Source organism: uncultured Roseobacter sp. (assembly GCF_947493125.1).
In the GTDB taxonomy this organism is placed as follows: domain Bacteria; phylum Pseudomonadota; class Alphaproteobacteria; order Rhodobacterales; family Rhodobacteraceae; genus Roseobacter.
Genome location: NZ_CANLQB010000018.1, coordinates 21,717 through 37,532, shown reverse-complemented (window position 1 = coordinate 37,532; position 15,816 = coordinate 21,717). Strand labels below are relative to the sequence as shown.

18 protein-coding genes, 1 tRNA gene and 1 pseudogene are annotated in these 15,816 nt (G+C 60.6%); 13 read left to right on the top strand and 7 right to left on the bottom strand.

Annotation, left to right across the window (positions count from 1 at the left end; genetic code table 11):
• Together Q1A71_RS23315 and Q1A71_RS23310 are read left to right on the top strand one after the other, a co-directional pair.
• Positions 1–388: pseudogene (locus Q1A71_RS23315) on the top strand (hypothetical protein); the annotation flags it as partial.
• A 29-nt stretch (positions 389–417) separates the two neighbouring features.
• The gene (locus Q1A71_RS23310; RefSeq protein WP_299682679.1) at positions 418–1,029 is read left to right on the top strand and encodes a hypothetical protein; all 612 of its coding nucleotides are present in this window, start codon (positions 418–420) and stop codon (positions 1,027–1,029) included.
• A gap of 96 nt (positions 1,030–1,125) precedes the next feature.
• Here Q1A71_RS23310 and Q1A71_RS23305 read toward each other — a convergent pair whose 3' ends face one another.
• Genes Q1A71_RS23305 through Q1A71_RS23295 form a run of 3 tightly spaced genes read right to left on the bottom strand, consistent with a single transcriptional unit; the run spans position 1,126 to position 3,612 of the window.
• The gene (locus Q1A71_RS23305) at positions 1,126–1,980 is read right to left on the bottom strand and encodes an L-lactate permease (RefSeq protein WP_299682676.1); all 855 of its coding nucleotides are present in this window, start codon (positions 1,978–1,980) and stop codon (positions 1,126–1,128) included.
• Between the two features lie 60 nt (positions 1,981–2,040).
• The gene (locus tag Q1A71_RS23300) at positions 2,041–2,607 is read right to left on the bottom strand and encodes an L-lactate permease (RefSeq protein WP_299682672.1); all 567 of its coding nucleotides are present in this window, start codon (positions 2,605–2,607) and stop codon (positions 2,041–2,043) included.
• Between the two features lie 3 nt (positions 2,608–2,610).
• On the bottom strand, positions 2,611–3,612 hold the full coding sequence (locus Q1A71_RS23295; RefSeq protein WP_366140345.1) for a 2-hydroxyacid dehydrogenase: 1,002 nt from the start codon (positions 3,610–3,612) through the stop codon (positions 2,611–2,613).
• Positions 3,613–3,891: 279 nt separating this feature from the next.
• Here Q1A71_RS23295 and Q1A71_RS23755 point away from each other — a divergent pair, with 279 nt between their 5' ends.
• The 8 genes from Q1A71_RS23755 (at position 3,892) to Q1A71_RS23260 (ending at position 7,836) form a co-directional block, all read left to right on the top strand.
• The gene (locus tag Q1A71_RS23755; RefSeq protein ID WP_366140344.1) at positions 3,892–4,317 is read left to right on the top strand and encodes an FAD-dependent oxidoreductase; all 426 of its coding nucleotides are present in this window, start codon (positions 3,892–3,894) and stop codon (positions 4,315–4,317) included.
• Positions 4,318–4,400: 83 nt separating this feature from the next.
• Complete coding sequence (locus tag Q1A71_RS23290; RefSeq protein WP_299682668.1) at positions 4,401–4,748, top strand: cupin domain-containing protein; 348 nt, start codon at positions 4,401–4,403, stop codon at positions 4,746–4,748.
• A 112-nt stretch (positions 4,749–4,860) separates the two neighbouring features.
• A complete protein-coding gene (locus tag Q1A71_RS23285; protein ID WP_299682666.1) occupies positions 4,861–5,010 on the top strand; it encodes a hypothetical protein in 150 nt (49 codons plus the stop codon).
• A 17-nt stretch (positions 5,011–5,027) separates the two neighbouring features.
• Entirely contained in the window at positions 5,028–5,177 is a 150-nt protein-coding gene (locus Q1A71_RS23280) for a hypothetical protein (RefSeq protein WP_299682663.1), read from the top strand.
• 42 nt (positions 5,178–5,219) lie between these two features.
• The gene (locus tag Q1A71_RS23275) at positions 5,220–5,870 is read left to right on the top strand and encodes a sterol desaturase family protein (RefSeq protein WP_299682660.1); all 651 of its coding nucleotides are present in this window, start codon (positions 5,220–5,222) and stop codon (positions 5,868–5,870) included.
• Positions 5,871–6,112: 242 nt separating this feature from the next.
• On the top strand, positions 6,113–6,961 hold the full coding sequence (locus tag Q1A71_RS23270) for a PDR/VanB family oxidoreductase (RefSeq protein ID WP_299682656.1): 849 nt from the start codon (positions 6,113–6,115) through the stop codon (positions 6,959–6,961).
• Between the two features lie 335 nt (positions 6,962–7,296).
• Positions 7,297–7,548, top strand: coding sequence for a hypothetical protein (locus Q1A71_RS23265; RefSeq protein WP_299682654.1), 252 nt, complete (start codon positions 7,297–7,299; stop codon positions 7,546–7,548).
• Positions 7,549–7,566: 18 nt separating this feature from the next.
• Positions 7,567–7,836 (top strand): hypothetical protein, encoded by a 270-nt coding sequence (locus Q1A71_RS23260; protein ID WP_299682652.1) that lies wholly within the window; start codon positions 7,567–7,569, stop codon positions 7,834–7,836.
• Positions 7,837–7,887: 51 nt separating this feature from the next.
• Here Q1A71_RS23260 and Q1A71_RS23255 read toward each other — a convergent pair whose 3' ends face one another.
• The 4 genes from Q1A71_RS23255 to Q1A71_RS23240 form a co-directional block, all read right to left on the bottom strand.
• Complete coding sequence (locus Q1A71_RS23255) at positions 7,888–9,246, bottom strand: hypothetical protein (protein ID WP_299682649.1); 1,359 nt, start codon at positions 9,244–9,246, stop codon at positions 7,888–7,890.
• 202 nt (positions 9,247–9,448) lie between these two features.
• A tRNA-Gln gene (locus tag Q1A71_RS23250) sits at positions 9,449–9,523 on the bottom strand.
• A 184-nt stretch (positions 9,524–9,707) separates the two neighbouring features.
• Complete coding sequence (locus Q1A71_RS23245) at positions 9,708–10,700, bottom strand: NADPH:quinone reductase (RefSeq protein ID WP_299682646.1); 993 nt, start codon at positions 10,698–10,700, stop codon at positions 9,708–9,710.
• Positions 10,701–10,790: 90 nt separating this feature from the next.
• Positions 10,791–11,294 (bottom strand): SH3 domain-containing protein, encoded by a 504-nt coding sequence (locus tag Q1A71_RS23240; RefSeq protein ID WP_299682643.1) that lies wholly within the window; start codon positions 11,292–11,294, stop codon positions 10,791–10,793.
• Between the two features lie 118 nt (positions 11,295–11,412).
• On the opposite strand from Q1A71_RS23240, the gene Q1A71_RS23235 reads away from it, so the two are divergent.
• The 3 genes from Q1A71_RS23235 to Q1A71_RS23225 are packed head-to-tail and all read left to right on the top strand — an operon-like array spanning position 11,413 to position 15,628.
• Entirely contained in the window at positions 11,413–12,399 is a 987-nt protein-coding gene (locus tag Q1A71_RS23235; protein ID WP_299682640.1) for a D-glycerate dehydrogenase, read from the top strand.
• A gap of 26 nt (positions 12,400–12,425) precedes the next feature.
• Positions 12,426–14,207, top strand: coding sequence for a gamma-glutamyltransferase (gene ggt, locus Q1A71_RS23230; protein ID WP_299682637.1), 1,782 nt, complete (start codon positions 12,426–12,428; stop codon positions 14,205–14,207).
• Between the two features lie 23 nt (positions 14,208–14,230).
• Positions 14,231–15,628 carry an FAD-linked oxidase C-terminal domain-containing protein gene (locus tag Q1A71_RS23225; protein ID WP_299682634.1) on the top strand — a complete coding sequence of 466 codons (1,398 nt, stop codon included), beginning with the start codon at positions 14,231–14,233 and terminating at the stop codon, positions 15,626–15,628.
• Positions 15,629–15,816: the final 188 nt, after the last annotated feature.

Sequence of the window (15,816 nt, the reverse complement as noted above, 5' to 3'; positions counted from 1 at the left end):
GGACAACGCGACGCTTGCGGATGACACGGGCACGGCGACGATCCTGAACGACGACAGCGCGCCGCTGCCGACGCTCTTTGGGACAACCGGCATGGATTTCCTGGTCGGCACCGAGGGCGACGAACGTATCGACGCGCTCGGCGGGCCGCTTGACCAGGTCATCGGTGCTGGCGGCGCGGACGAGTTCGTCTTCACGGATCAGGCGGGTGCTCGGGATGTGCTCACGATCCTCGATTATGATGAGCTGGAAGGAGACTCACTCGATCTGGGAGAGCGCGGCTTCACCAGCCAAGAGCTCGGCAACTCCACCTATCTGTTCTTGGATGGTGCGGATATGGATCTGATCGTACTCGTCGGCGTCACAGGCGACGAGTTCTCGTTCGTGTAACTTGAACTGGTTTTTTAGGGGATAAGGTAATGAAAAAAACAACATCATTGGCAATCATCGCAACGTGGTTGCTCAGCGCGGGCGTCGGGCTCACTGCGACGCTGGGGCTCGATACAAAACCCGCACCCGTCGTCACGGTGTCCGGCACATTCACGTCAGTTCCGGGTGCATTTTCTTTCTTCAACGGGGCAGGGGGCGTCTCGACCGATCCTGCGGCAGGTTCGGGCCTTATTGCCAGCCTGTCGGGTATAATCGGGACAGACCGAACAGCGGATACCTTTGCGCTGAACATCGGACCCGGCATTTCACCGGTGCCATTTCTGTCCGGGCTATCGAGTGACTTTGGTTATGTGTTCTCCGACACGGGCCCGGATACACTGGAATTTCTGATCGGATCGGTTGGCGGAACCGAGGCCGGCAGCTTCGGCAACAGCCTGCTCGCGACCCTCGAAGGTGAGTTCGGTACGGCCGATACCTTCTTCGCCTTCGGTACGGGGTTCCAGCCCGTTTCCGCGACACTGACCGTGGCGCCGGTTGCGTCAGTCGCACCGATCCCGCTTCCTGCCACGGGAGGAGTTCTCTTTGCGGCGACACTGTCCTTCGTGGCCCTGCGCCGAAGACGGCAGAAAATCGCCTCATAGCGGCGGCAGTTCGTGTGCTCCTCCGGGGGAGATGACAATCAAACATCGTTCCTTGGGGTGGTGTCAGTGTGCTCGAGTAGAGGGATCGCCTACCGGTCAGAAGAGATAGAGACCGAGGTAAGTGACCAATCCACCAAGGACCGCATAGAGAAGGCAAGGGACGAGGGTACGTGCCAGCACGTCACCCTCCCGTCCGGTCAGACCCACGGTTGCGCTTCCGGCGATAATATTGTGAGGCGCAACGACGTTTCCGATTGCTGCGCCGAAGCCCTGTGCGGCAGCAAGAAGTGACGTCGGATATGCGAGGTTCGTCGCCGTCGAAACCTGCAGCTGGGTGAACAGTATGTTCGATGCGGTGGCGGAACCGGTGATGAAAGTGCCGAGCGCGCCCACAAGAGGCGCTACGATTGGCCATGCAGGTCCAACGCTTGCCGCGGCGGTCGCCAGCGCGTCGATCATGCCTGCGTGAACCATAAGTCGCGAGAGCGTCAGCATGACGAGCAAGGCCAGCGCTACCGGGAGCAGGCGCCGGAGAGCGGCCATCCCTGCAGCGGGCAACACGCGCGTTTCACCCGACGCAATGGCGCCCAGAACGAGCCCGAAGACGAGCGCTGTCCCAGGATGATAAAGGGGCTGGAACGTGCCCGTGTAAATCGCGTCGAGTCTCCAGCCAATTGAAAAACCGCCGAGCGCGTCCTGCAGAGGGCCGATCAGCCGTGTGAGCAGAACCAGCAGGAGGATCAGAACGTATGGGGCGAGATCCGATAGGATCTGACGCAGATCAAGCACTCGCGGGGTGCGGCGTGGCAGGAGCGCAATGAAGGCAAAGGCGCCGATCAATGCGCCGCCGAGCGTTGGCAGTTCAGGCCCGATTGTCGATGCCAGAGCCAGCGATGGGACAAGAAAGCAAAGCGCGGCGACAGCGGTCCAACCGACGTCGTGCCGCGACAAGGATGCACCCGAAGCAAGCCGCACCATTGCCAGCAGAAGGACCGGACCGCAGATGGCGTGCTAGGCCGCGGTTTTGCCCGCGATATCTCCTGCGTCCAAGTCCGAAATTGATGCCTGCGGGAGAACCGGCGTACCAACGGCACCAAACGACACGCCTGCCGCATGGCCAAGCAACGCCAGAACAACCGCTCTGACCGGGGAATACCCCAGGCCGACAAGAAGCGGTGCGGCGAGTGCGACCGGGGTTCCGAAGCCCGCCGCGCCCTCCATGAACAATCCGAAAAACCACGCGATCAGAATGGCCTGAAGCCGGCGGTCTGTTGTCAAGGATGCCAGGGTGTCACGGATGCGAGTGATCGCACCGGTCTTGCGCTGGTACTCGAAGATCGCCAGGGCCGGCAGGATGATCCAAAGGATCGTCGCCGTGGTATGTGCCGCTTCGGCAACGACACCGCGCAAAAGATGCAAGGGTCCATGACCGAGTGAGGTCATCGGTTGAAAGACGGTCAGTGCCAAGAGCAGGGCGAGCGCGAGACCCACCGACCCCGCATAGACGGCAGATCGGCGCAACACGCCCATCCCGATCAAGATCACGGCGAGCGGCGTGGCCGCCAGAAGTGCCGACACCGGTCAGTCGCCCGCGGCCGTCGGAACCGGGTGGATCGGTGCGCCATCGCGTTCGAAAGCCGAAATATTGGCGATTGTCGTTTCCGCTATGGCTGTGACGGCTTCATGGGTAAAAAATGCCTGATGGCCCGTGATCAGGACATTGGGAAAGGTCAGGAGCCGCGCGAAGACATCGTCGGGAATGAAGGTCTGGGAGAGATCCTTGAAGAACAGGTCTGCTTCCTCCTCATAGACATCCAGCCCGACGCTGCCGATCTGTCCGGTCTTGAGCCCGGCGATCAGGGCGGAGGTGTCCACCACGGCACCTCGGCTGGTGTTGATCAGCATGACACCCTGTTTCATCTTTCCGATGGCCTCCGCATCAATCAAGTGATGCGTTTGCGGCATGAGTGGGCATTGTAGGGTGATGACATCGCTTTGCCGGAAAAGAGTGTCGAGGTCGACGTAGCGCAGACCCAAGGCTGTGCAGTTTGGATTTTCAACCGGGTCGTAGGCCAGCAAGGCACAGCCGAAGCCATCGAGGATCTGCGCTACGAGCTCTCCGATCTTGCCCGTGCCGACAATGCCGATCGTCTTGCCGTGAAGATCGAAACCAAGAAGACCATCAAGCGCAAAGTTCCCCTCCCGGACGCGGTTGTACGCCCGATGCATCTTGCGGTTCAGGGTCAGGATCAAAGCGATGGTGTGTTCAGCAACGGCATGCGGGGAATAGGCGGGAACACGTGCGACGACGAGGCCGGCCTTAGCCGCCGCGGCCAGATCCACATGGTTGAACCCGGCGGAGCGCAGCGCAATCATCCGGACGCCGGCCTTTGCAAGTTGCGCAATCGTCTCCCTGTTCAAGTCATCGTTCACGAATGCGCAGACAACATCGAAACCGTCCGCCAGTGGTGCCGTTTCCGCAGACAGCCGCATGTCCAGAAACGTGAGTTCATGTGTGCCGTTGTTCGCTTGCGCGATGTAGCTTTTGTCAAAGGGTTTCGTGCTGAATACGACGACTTTCATTGAAGTCTTGTCCTCTGGTTGGCGTTTGTCGATCCGGTCTGCCTTGCGGGGCAAAGACCTTGGTCTGCGGAAGGATTGGCAGGGTTGGCGCGCGCGCCGCTGCCAAGGTGCTCTGCAGTCATTTTGCGACGCGAGCTGGCATTGAGTGTCAGATTTCAACCGGACATTGCATTCCTCACCAGGGCCGTCAAGACTGTCTATAGCGTGGTCGTAGACATTATATTGCAAGTGGTTGAGATGATCGGCCCCACCCAAGTGGTCCAGTTTGATTGTTAGTGCATGACTGGCGTTTGGGACGACGGCTTCCGGCGCGGGTGGGTGATCTTTTATGCGCGCTATGATGCAGGCAACCGGCTGATCTTTGGCTGCGTCAGCAGCAATGACAGCGCCCGCACGTTGGGCGGTGTCGGGCGTCTCTTGAACGGGTTGCATACGGTGTTGCCGCAGCTCAAGGGCATTGAGATTGAATGCACCTGGGCGGGCCGTATCGGGGTCACGCAGGACATGATGCCCCGCATGCATGAACCCGCCCCCGGTGTTCTGGCAGGTGTGGGGTTCAGCGGGCGTGGCATTGCGATGACCTCCGTCATCGGCCGCAGTCTCGCGCGCAAGGTTTTGGGGGGCACAACGACGATTTGCCGTTCCCGGTGTCCACGATCAAATCCATCCCGTTTCACGAGGTGTCCCGCCGGTTGGCGCCCTTGATGGCCCCGTCCATGTCCCTGAAGGATCGCGCCAACGTGGTCTGGGACCGCATGACCTCTGCCGCCTCAAGAAAGAGACCTGATATGCAATTCGTCAACTTTGCCGAGCTCGACGCAAAGCCTTTCAAAAAGGAGTTCGAGGGGGACATTATCGACGGTGCCCCAGAGCAAAACGTCTGGAGCCATTTGGTGGGGGCCAATTGCGCATTCAAATCCGGCATGTGGGACAGCACAGCGGGCGTCTTTCGTGGGCCCATGACTGATCAGATCGAGTTTTGCCACATCCTTGAAGGCGAAGCGCGGATCGAGACAGAGGATGGCGCGTCGCGCACTGTCAGAGCGGGCGATGCCTTTGTCATGGAGAATGGGTTACAGCCGGTCTGGCACGTCGAGAGCTACATCCGGAGACACTGCGTGATCGTCTCGGTCTGAAGCAGCAGCGCGAGGAGGGTTGCAGATGGCCAAGATAGACACGAACGCGGATATTGAGGTGCCCGCAGGCGCATCCCACACATGAAATTTTCACCCACAGCTGCCCGTCGCCATGTCGCCGGTTTCTGACATTCCGCCGCGTCCCAAGGCGGCTCTGACCTGGCTGATCGGCACCTGGTTCAAATTGGCCCCATCGCTGAGCCACATCACTCTGGCGGTGATCACGGTGGCCTTTTTGCTGCCCGCGATGTCGGTGATGTAAACGCTCGACGCGGGCTGATGCTGCAGATCGCCGCGATCAATTTCGGTTCGGCAATCCTTTTGGGGACCGCGCTGCATCTCTACCTCTATGTCTTTGCCTGTCAGCAGACGCTGTCGAAATTCGACATACGCCCGATGGCGAAATCCGACCGTTTCACCTTTGGCTAGCAGGTCTGGGGCAACACTTTCTGGAGCCTCGCCTCATCGGTCGTGTTCTGGAGGCTCTGGACCCTCCTCTATTTCCACGTGGCCGCGAACGGCTGGGTGCCGACGATGCAGGGCATCGGCCAGTCGCCCATATGGTTCGTGCTCTTCTTCTTCTTTCTCCTCCGCTTCTGGCATTCGCTGCACCACCGCAATGTGAACGTCGGCCCATGGTCCGGCCTAGCCATGCACCCGGTGGAAGGGTTCCCATATCTCTCGGGCGTCCTGATCCACTTCGTGCTGCCCTCGTACCCCATCCATGTGATCTTTCATATGTATCCTCTCAGCCTTGGGGCTCTCTATTCGCACGCGGGCTTTGACAAGCTGATCCTCCGCGACACCGAAGCGATGAAGGCGGGATCCTTTCATCACCAGCTGCACCACCGATATTTTGAATGCAGCTCCTATATGTCTGACCTCAGCGGCGACATTGTCACGCCACCGCGCCACGCACGAGCCTTTGGCGACGTGGGCCGCATCCGCAAAGAGCTCCATGCCGAGCGTGCAAAGGCGCTGCCAGGCGACCGTGCGGCGGTTATGGGCGGGTCCTTCCCCGACGCTGAAACCAGGGTGTTCATGGCCATAATGAGCTTGAGCGGCTGCGTAAAGGTCTTGACACACTGCAACCGGTGCACAGGTAGGCCGCGATGGTGCTGATCAACGTCGAGGTCAAGAAAGTTACGCGGGAGGCGTACGGCATCAGGTCCTTTCTGCTGGCCAAGAAGGGGCTCTTCAGACTGCCAGCCTACACGCCCGGTGCGCATATCGATGTGTACTGCGGCGAGGGGATCATTCGGCAGTGTTCACTCTGCGGCGATCCGACAGACCGGCGGCATCTCATGATCGCAGTGCGGCAGGTTGATCCGTCGAGGGGTGGGTCCGACCTGATCCACCACGTCGTGAACGAGGGCGACCGACTTGAGATCGGCGCGCCGCGCAACAATTTTTCGCCGGATGAGACCGCTACGCACAGTCTGTTGCTGGCCGCAGGCATCGGGATCACGCCCATCATTGCCATGGCAGACCGGCTGCATGCTTTGGGCCAATCATTCGAACTGCATCATTTTTCGCGTGCGCCGGAATACCCCGCATTTCGCGGGCGCCTGACGCAGGGCTCATTTGCGGACAGGGTCACCTTTTATGAAGGGCTCGATGTGGCGAGAACAGGTAGGGCCCTTGACGATATTCTTGCTGGGCCAGTGGCAGGCGGCAAGGTCTACATGTGTGGCCCCGGTCCGTTCATGGATCGCACTTTGGCTGCTGCGCAGGTGCAATGGCCACAAGACGCAATCAACCTCGAACGCTTCGCCGCCAAACCGGCCCTAGCGGGCGCGCCCACAAAGCCGTTCGATGTCGAGTTGGCGCGCAGATATGTTACACTGAACGTCGGCGCAGATGAAACCATCCTCGACGTGCTCGAAACCAACGAGGTCGACGCGGCCTTCTCATGTGAACAGGGGGTGTGCGGCACCTGTGTCACGGATCTTCTGAGCGGCACGCCGGAAAACCGCGACAGTTTCCTATCCGCTGGTCAGCGGACGTCGGGGAACGCGATGTGCATTTGCGTATCCCGTGCGGCAGGCGAAAAACTGGTGCTTGACTTCCAAGTTGAACGGTTGCGGTGGATGTCCGAAGTGTCGATGAACATCGGCAAACGCCTTGCATCCTGCTGCGCTTGTTCTCAGCCCTATACCGGCAGTAGTGCGATAGGAACGAGCAACCCCAGTAAAGCCGGCGTTCGCCGATAACCATTGAGTGACGGGTTTGTACGCGTCTTGATCGTTCAAACCAGCCGCGGCGAAAGGGAGGTTTTGGTTTAGTATCTCGTGGCGGGTTCCAACGACCGCTCCGGCGCCTCAGCTGCAACGCAGCGGCAGTCATGCGCAGAAGCGATAGTGTGCTGCGTGAGCAATAGCCGCAAACGCACAAGTCCGGTTCGTCCGCATCGTCTCTGTTTGGGGTAGCTGCCTCGAAAGTCCGCTTTCGAGATTGGTGTATGCAGCTAGGCGTAAGCGCCATTGTACCAAACACGCGGCTAGGAAATGACGATTGTCCAATTCGGTTGACCTGCACGCCATCTGTCGTGGCATTAGTGATGATAACTCCTTCTGCGCTTTCAGTTCCGACACTGACCGAACACGTCTTTCTGCCCATGTCGCCGGAGACAACAGCATGGACGTTGGAGCAGGCGCAGCTGCGTCACAGCGCCGAAGAGTGTATTTTGGCGGAGCTCGGCGAGATGATCCCTAACGATTTGCGGATAGCATTGCTTCTCGACCTTCTGCGTGTGTTTGGAAACGCAGTGGCGATAGCTCTTGTAGAAATCAACCTCTGAGAAGAGGCCAAAGGACGGTTGAAAATCCTAGGCAAGCCCAATCGGCCGCCGATGAAACTCGGCGTGAAGCTGCGGGCACGCATTGGCGACTTCATTGCCAGCATGGAAGTCGCTCCGAGCCGAAAACAGCTTCACGATGTTTGCACCCAGATCGCGCAAGAACCGGTGCTGGACGATATCGTGACGATGTTTTTGGAAACACAGTTGCACGGAAGAACAATGGATCCGCTTGTCGCCGCACCAGATGAAATTGTCGACGAACTTCCGTGTCTCTTTATGAGAAATTGAAAGCTCGATTTCCGCTGCGACAACCTCTGATAAGTCAGGCGCCGCTCCGAACTATATGGCTCGAACCTTTGTGGCGTATTTTGACAGGGTGACTGGCAGTTTGCCAAAACTCAGAACAGATCCCTGTAACAATGGCCGCAAAATCGGGCCGGCTTTGGAAGTGTGTCGCATCCTGGCGGAGGCATTACACCGCGTACTGCCGGTCGACCATCGCCCAGCGAAACCTGCTGACATGGCCATGCCGTTCCGAAAAGCCGTTGCGCAGGCGCGTTGCGAGTAAGGAGATTGACTTTTGAGCAAGTGATACATTGTCTTTTCGGTCTTTGATCGGACAGCTTCGTTTGGAGACACCCAAAACGGAACCGAGGAATTCCAGACCTCAAAGTCACTTCCGAAAACCCAATCAAACTGACCGCCAATGCGCGCAACGGGCTTACGCACAGCAAATTCCAGATCTGCCAGATCGCCGACAGCATCCGCGCGTTCGGATTCACCAACCCGTTGCTGGTGGACGAAGACGATGTGCTGATTGGGATCCGTCACAAGGAATAGGCCTTTAACGGGCGTCATGATGCGACCGTTGATCCTGACCGTTGGGGTCGGAGCTAGCAGTTGCTGCAGAATGGTGCAGCGAAGGTCAGAGCCCGCAAGACGGCGAAGCAGCGATCCCTGCTTTGCGGCAAGCTCTTTGATGAGACTGGTGATCGGCTGGCCCCGTCGCACAGCAAGACGAAGACAGGGGTTCGGCTTCGGTACTATGTCTCCCACCGCCTGATCAGGAAGAGCGGCGATGTGAAGCTTGATCGCTGGCGATTGCCTGCGCAGGAGCTGGAGATCAAGGTTGCGCATTTGATGCGCGAGCGGCTCAACGATATGATCTTCATTGGCAGGCCGGTTCCGAACCGCTCCGCAGAAGATATAATGGCGTATCGCAATATCTTGCAAAAGCTGTGTGCCGATAAGGATATCAGTCACATGCTCGATCTCGTCGAACGGATCGATCTGAGCCCCGGTGCGCTGACCATCACGATTGATCCCGTTAAGCTCGTTGCAACGATCAAAGTGGGCGCCGACGAGATCAACGAGGGGGTGCAGACCATCAGGGCGCCATTCCAGTTGAGGGAAGCGTGGCGTGGAGATAAAGCTGGTCCTTGCCGATGCATCCGACAGCACTGACGACACCCTGATCCGGACCATCGCCAAGGCGCATCTCCGGTTCGAGCAGATCAAGGCGGGCAGAACACTGTCCGAGATTGCAAATTCTAAAGGCACAACGAATGGCAGGTTTACCAGTTGATCGACCTGGCCTTCCTCGCCCCCGACATCATCCACGATGTCCTCGACAGCCAACAACCGCTTGGCCTTGCGTCCGACTGATGCGTTCGACATGCTTTGCCAGACAACTGGCAAGTCCAGCGCGTTTTCTCCGTAACTCTATGAGCACACCTCAGCGGATACTCGTAACGCGAAAAGCGGATCCTAGACCTTGGGTGATATCGGGTTTTGTTTGCCGGGCAAGAGCGGTCTGCGTTGAACAGGCGTAGTGGTAACCCATTGAAATATTGCCACTACCTCGAGCGACAGCCACGTTGTCTGCATTCCATGAAGTGTGTGGCTGGGATGGTAGGATTCGAACCTACGGTACACTGTACCAAAAACAGTTGCCTTACCACTTGGCTACATCCCAACGACGGCTGCTGAATAAGCCGCTCTCGGCTCCTGTGCAAGCCCCGATTTTCAGAAAAACCGAAGCTGTGTCACACATCGCTTTCGCTTAAAACTAGAGCTTTTTCCAGCGGTTTTCAACCAACAGCCCTCTTTAGCGTAACTGACGCGGACATCGTTCCAGCCCGTCAATCAGCGTACCGCGCCTAGGAGGTCACATCGACGAGGATTGCACCGGTCCGTCCGCCACGTTCGACAGTCTCATGTGCGAGAGCGGTGTCAGCCAGCGAAAAGACCGACTGCACCGGACAGCTGATAGCCTGCTCAGTCAAGGCCTTGTGAAGCGCGCTGATCGCGCCTTGACGCTGAGGAGGGCTGAGCAGGTATATGAGCACAATGTCGATGGTCACCGCCTTGAACAGCAAGGGCCCAAAGGGCAGCACAGGCGACATCTGCGCCGCTGAGCCATAGGCCGCAATCGTTCCGTTGGGCGCAATCACGGCCGCGTTGGTCTCGATGTTCCGACCGAACTCCACTTCAACAATTCTGGATATCGCGCGCCCATCTGTCACAGCGATAATCTGCTCCGCAAGATCGGGCGCCGCATAGTCAAGCACCACATCCGCGCCCGCCTCCCGACATCGGTCAGCGCCCGCCCCACGGGCTGTTGCGATCACTCGCGCTCCGCCCCACCTGGCCAGTTGAACGGCGAGGTGGCCCACCGTTCCCGCGCCGCCGTGGATCAGAATGGTCTGTCCGCGCACCGCGCCGCCACCGAATACGACATGGGCCGCGGTAAGGCCGGGGATCCCAAGACTTGCGCCGGTTTCAAGGCTGGCCGTGTCCGGCAGCGGGACAGCTTGCTCGGATGGGAGTGTGATATGCGTGGCAGCGGTGCCGAACGGCCGTTGCCATTGGCCGTTCCAGATCCAGACACGCTGGCCGACCCGCGTGGAGTCCACACCGTCTCCGACAGCAGAAATGACGCCGGACCCGTCGCTGTGCGGAACAATCAAGGGGAATGGCGGTTTGGTGACACCTGGACGCGCTCCGGCACGCGCCTTTACATCGGAGGGATTGACCCCGGAAAACGCCAGTTCGACTGACACTTCGCCCGGCCCCGGGCGCTGCGCCGGGGCATCTCTCACGGCGAGGACCTCCGCTGCAGGACCGAACCTATCATAGCTGACCAGTCGCATACCGCTCTCCACCTTGTATCTGTTCCTACAACTCATAAAGGCTCGGACCCGACCTGCAAATGGAGCTTGGAGGTTGGATCCTGGCGGGGATCAGTCTCTGATCTCGTTGGGCGTAACGCCCCACAAACGGGCCTTGGGAGCCCAACCTCTGAAGCCGCCAGATCTCAACTGACACCATTCCGGGCCACATTTACCCAAGCGCGCGATGACACCATTTTCCAACGCAGCGGTTGCGGGCGCTTCCGGGTTCGGGCGCATGCGCAACTCAAGCATGTTCTGCTCGACAATCACCGTTCGCACGCCAGAGAGTAGGGAGTAGTGGATCCAGCCCCCTTGGCCCTCCCGGTCCTGCACCCGGCGCCAATGACCATGCTCGGCGGTGATCTGCAGAGGCATATCGCGGTGTTTGAAAACCCAGTCGATCCGGTGCGTCAGCGAGGGTCCGCGGCGCACGTTGCCTTCGGAGGCCTTCATGGAAACGAACCGTGGCAGCGGAAGATTCGTGACAGGCCCGGTATCGCGCGCCAGCACCGGCCCGCCGAGCAAAATCAAGGAGACCGCCGCAGCAAGAACCCTCGAAAGGAATTTCGTCATGACACCGCCTGTTCGTCGCAAATTGCCCGATAGACGCCGCGAGGTTCTTGTGCCTCGCCCGCATCTCGGCCACCATGCCACGAAACGGCGTGCCGCGCCAAGTCCGGGGAGGTGCAAAATGGCGAAGCAAAGGTTGAGTGTTGTCGTCACGCGACGGTTACCCGAAGAGGTTGAAACGCGGCTGTCAGAGCTTTTTGACGTCACGCTGCGCGATGATGACGCGCCAATGAGCCGTACCGACCTCGCCGAAGCCATGAAATCGGCGGATGTGCTGGTGCCCACGGTGACGGATGAGATTGATTCTGCCCTGATCAGCCAGGCGGGGGATCGGCTGAAGCTGATTGCAAACTATGGCGCGGGGGTCGATCACATCGACGTTGCCACGGCGCGGCAACGCGGGGTGTTGGTGTCAAACACGCCCGGAGTTCTCACCGATGATACGGCGGATATGACCATGGCGCTGCTGCTCGCGGTGCTGCGTCGTATCCCAGAGGGTCTGCATGTCATGCAGTCCGGTGACTGGGACGGATGGGCGCCCACGGCTTATCTCGGGGGACGGGTCGCGGGGCGGCGCCTGGGCATCCTCGGTATGGGACGCATTGGTCAGGCGGTCGCCCGGCGGGCGAGCGCCTTCGGGATGCAGGTGCACTATCACAACCGCCGCCGTCTGCGCCCCGAGACCGAGCAGGCGCTGGACGCCACCTATTGGGAGAGCCTCGACCAGATGGTTGCGCGGATGGACGTGATCTCAGTCAACTGCCCGGCAACGCCTTCGACCTTCCATCTGATGAACGCGCGGCGGCTCAAGCTGATGAAGCCCGAAGCGGTGATCGTGAACACCTCGCGCGGCGAGGTTGTCGATGAAGCCGCACTCACCAGGATGCTGCGCGCCGGTGAGATCGCAGGCGCGGGCCTTGACGTCTACGAGCACGGCACACGCGTGAATCCGCGTCTCCGCGAGCTTGGCAATGTAGTTCTGCTGCCGCATATGGGTTCGGCCACGCGTGAAGGCCGGATCGAGATGGGCGAGAAAGTCATCATCAATATCAAGACCTTCGACGACGGGCACAGACCTCCCGATCAGGTGGTGCCGTCGATGCTGTAGACCTTGGCCAGAGGAGTGGAGAGACGATGCGACATATGGTGACGACGGGCTTTGCCCTGATCTTCGCGACGAGCGTTGCGGCACAACAGGCGGCGGATGCTGTGCAACCAGAGGCCGCCACTCAGGGCGCTTTCGAAGCGATCTCACCGCAGGTTGCCGCCGCGCTCGACGCGAAATTCGCGGGCACGCCCGTGACTGCCGACAATTGGATGGTCGCCGCGGCGAATCCCTGGGCGGTGAAGGCCGGCGCCGACGTGCTGGCCAAGGGCGGTACGGCAGCGGACGCGCTCGTCGCCGTGCAGGCGATGCTGGGGCTAGTGGAGCCCCAATCCTCCGGTATCGGCGGCGGTGCGTTTCTCGTCTACTACGATGCGGAAAGCGGGACGCTGACCACGCTCGACGGGCGCGAGACAGCACCGCTGGCTGCCACGCCGCGGCTCTTTCAGGACGGGAACGGCGAACCGCTCGGCTTCTTTGATGCCGTGGTTGGCGGGTTGTCCGTCGGCACGCCCGGGACCCCCGCGCTGATGGAAGAGGTCCACATGCGCTGGGGTGCGCTCGAGTGGGCGGATCTTTTGGCCCCCGCGATCACCCGCGCAGAGGAAGGATTTGCGGTCTCTCCTCGCCTTGCGGGGCTGATCGAAGGGGACATGGAGCGCCTGAGCCGGTTCCCGACGACGGCGGAGTACTTCATGCCCGGCGGCACACCTCTGGAAGCCGGCGAGCTCTTGCAGAACTCGGATTACGCGGCAACGCTGCGCGCGATGGCGGAGAACGGCACGCGTGCCTTCTACACCGGCGAGATCGCGCAGGACATTGTCGATACGGTGCAGGGGGCTGAGGGCAACCCAGGCGTTCTTTCCACCGTAGATCTGAGCATCTATCAGGTGAAGGAGCGCGCGCCGGTTTGCGTGACCTACCGCTCACATGATGTCTGCGGCATGGGCCCGCCGTCCTCGGGCGCGCTGACGGTCGGCCAGATCCTCGGGATGCTGGAGAGCTATGACCTCTCTGCCGGCCCCATGGATGCCGAGGTGCGCCGGTTGATCGGCGATGCCTCGCGTCTGGCCTTTGCTGACCGGGGTCGCTACATGGCGGACAGCGATTTTGTCCCTGTGCCGACCGAGGGGTTGGTCGATCCGGCTTATCTGACGCAGCGGGCGGAATTGCTTGCCGGCGATGACGCTTTGCCCGAGGTCGCCCCTGGCGCGCCTGCCTTCGATCATGCGCTGAACTGGGCGGATGATGTTTCTATCGAGCTGCCTTCCACCTCGCATTTCGTAATTGTTGATGGGGCGGGCAACGTAGCCTCCATGACCACCACGATTGAGAACGGTTTTGGCAGTCGCCTGATGGTGCGCGGGTTCCTGTTGAACAACGAGCTCACGGATTTCTCGTTCAAGAGTCACGCAGATGGCGTGCCGATTGCCAACCGAGTGGAGCCGGGCAAACGCCCGCGGTCATCCATGGCGCCGACCATCGTAATGAAGGACGGCGCGCCGGTGCTGGCCATTGGCAGCCCGGGTGGCAGCCGGATCATCGGCTATGTGGCGCAGAGCATCATCGCGCATCTCGACTGGGGCATGGATGTGCAGCAGGCGGTCTCTGTCCCGCATGCAGTTAACCGGTTTGGAAAATATGACGTGGAAGAGGGCACCTCGGCGGAAGGTCTGACCGAGGCGCTGACCGGCTTGGGCTATGAAGTCGAGGCGCGGGCGCTGACTTCAGGGCTGCATGCCATCGCCATCGGGGACGGCCTTCAGGGCGGTGCCGATCCACGACGGGAAGGCATTGCACTTGGACAGTAACGGCGGACGCCGGGGAGGGGATCATGGTGCAACACGCAAGCTTGCCCCGGAATGACGCAGGGATCGCGACGGCATTGGGTGTCTTGAAGCAGCAGTTCGGCGAGCGCTTCCAGACCGGCCAGTCGATCCGCGAACAGCATGGTCACACCACCACCTGGATCGAGAACCAGCCGCCTGATGCGGTTGTCTTTGCGCAGAGCACCGAGGAGGTCGCGGAGATTGTGCGCATCTGTGCCGAGCATCGCGTCCCGATCATCGCCTATGGCACCGGCACCTCGCTCGAGGGTCACGTCAATGCGCCCGCGGGCGGGATCTGCGTGGACCTCAGCCAGATGGACAAGGTGCTGGAGGTCAACCCGGGCGATCTCGATTGCCGCGTGCAGCCCGGCGTGACCCGCGAGGCGCTGAACACCCACCTGCGCGACCAAGGGCTGTTCTTCCCGATTGATCCGGGTGCCAATGCGTCGCTTGGCGGGATGACGGCCACCAATGCCTCCGGCACCAATGCGGTGCGCTACGGTACCATGAAGGACAATGTGTTGGCGGTGGAAGCGGTAATGGCGGACGGGCGTGTGATCCGCACCGGGACGCGCGCGCGGAAGTCCTCGGCGGGCTACGATCTGACGCGGCTGCTGGTGGGGTCCGAAGGCACGCTTTGCATGATCACCGAGATCACGCTGCAGCTTCACGGGATTCCGGAGGCGATCAGCTCGGCGAGTTGCTCGTTCCCGTCTGTAGATGCGGCATGCCAGACCGTGATTTCCGTGATCCAATACGGGTTGCCTGTGGCGCGGATCGAGCTTCTGGACGACGTGATGGTCAAGGCGCTCAATGCCTATTCCAAGCTCGATCTGCCGGAGACTCCGCTGTTGCTACTGGAGTTTCACGGTACCGAGGCTGGCGTGGTCGAGCAGTCGGAGATCTTCGGCGCCTTGTCGGAGGAGCATGGCGGCGTCGGCTATGCTGCGACGAGCACCACCGAGGACCGCAACCGGCTGTGGCAGGCGCGGCATGATGCCTATTGGGCGATGCTGCAGTACCGCCCTGGCGCGCGGGGCATCGCCACGGATGTCTGCGTGCCTATCTCGCGTCTGGCAGATTGTGTGACAGCGGCGCAGGCCCGGGTGGCCGAGCTGGGCCTTATCGCCCCGATTGTCGGACATGCAGGGGACGGCAACTTTCATGTCTCGCCTTTGGTGGACATGTCGAACGCGGACGAGGTGGAGAAGGCCGCGGGGTTCATAAGCTGGCTCAACGATTTGGCGATCTCGATGGATGGCACCTGCACCGGCGAGCACGGGATCGGGCAGGGCAAGCGACCGTATCTCGTTAAGGAACTGGGCGGTGCGACCGAGATCATGCGGGCCATCAAGGTGGCGCTCGATCCACAGGACATTCTGAACCCCGGCAAGGTGATCTAGGGGGCCCGTAAGCCGGGGTGGCCTGAAAGCCCACCCAACCTGCCAGCACGACCGCTCAGGATCGGCAGGTGAGGTGGGCTTTCAGGCCACCTGTGGTCTCATGTCGCTTTCCCGCCATGACCGGTCGGGCGCGGTTTGGCCCTCCAGCTTCGAGGCGCTAATGCTAGCGCAACATCTTCGCCACGGAG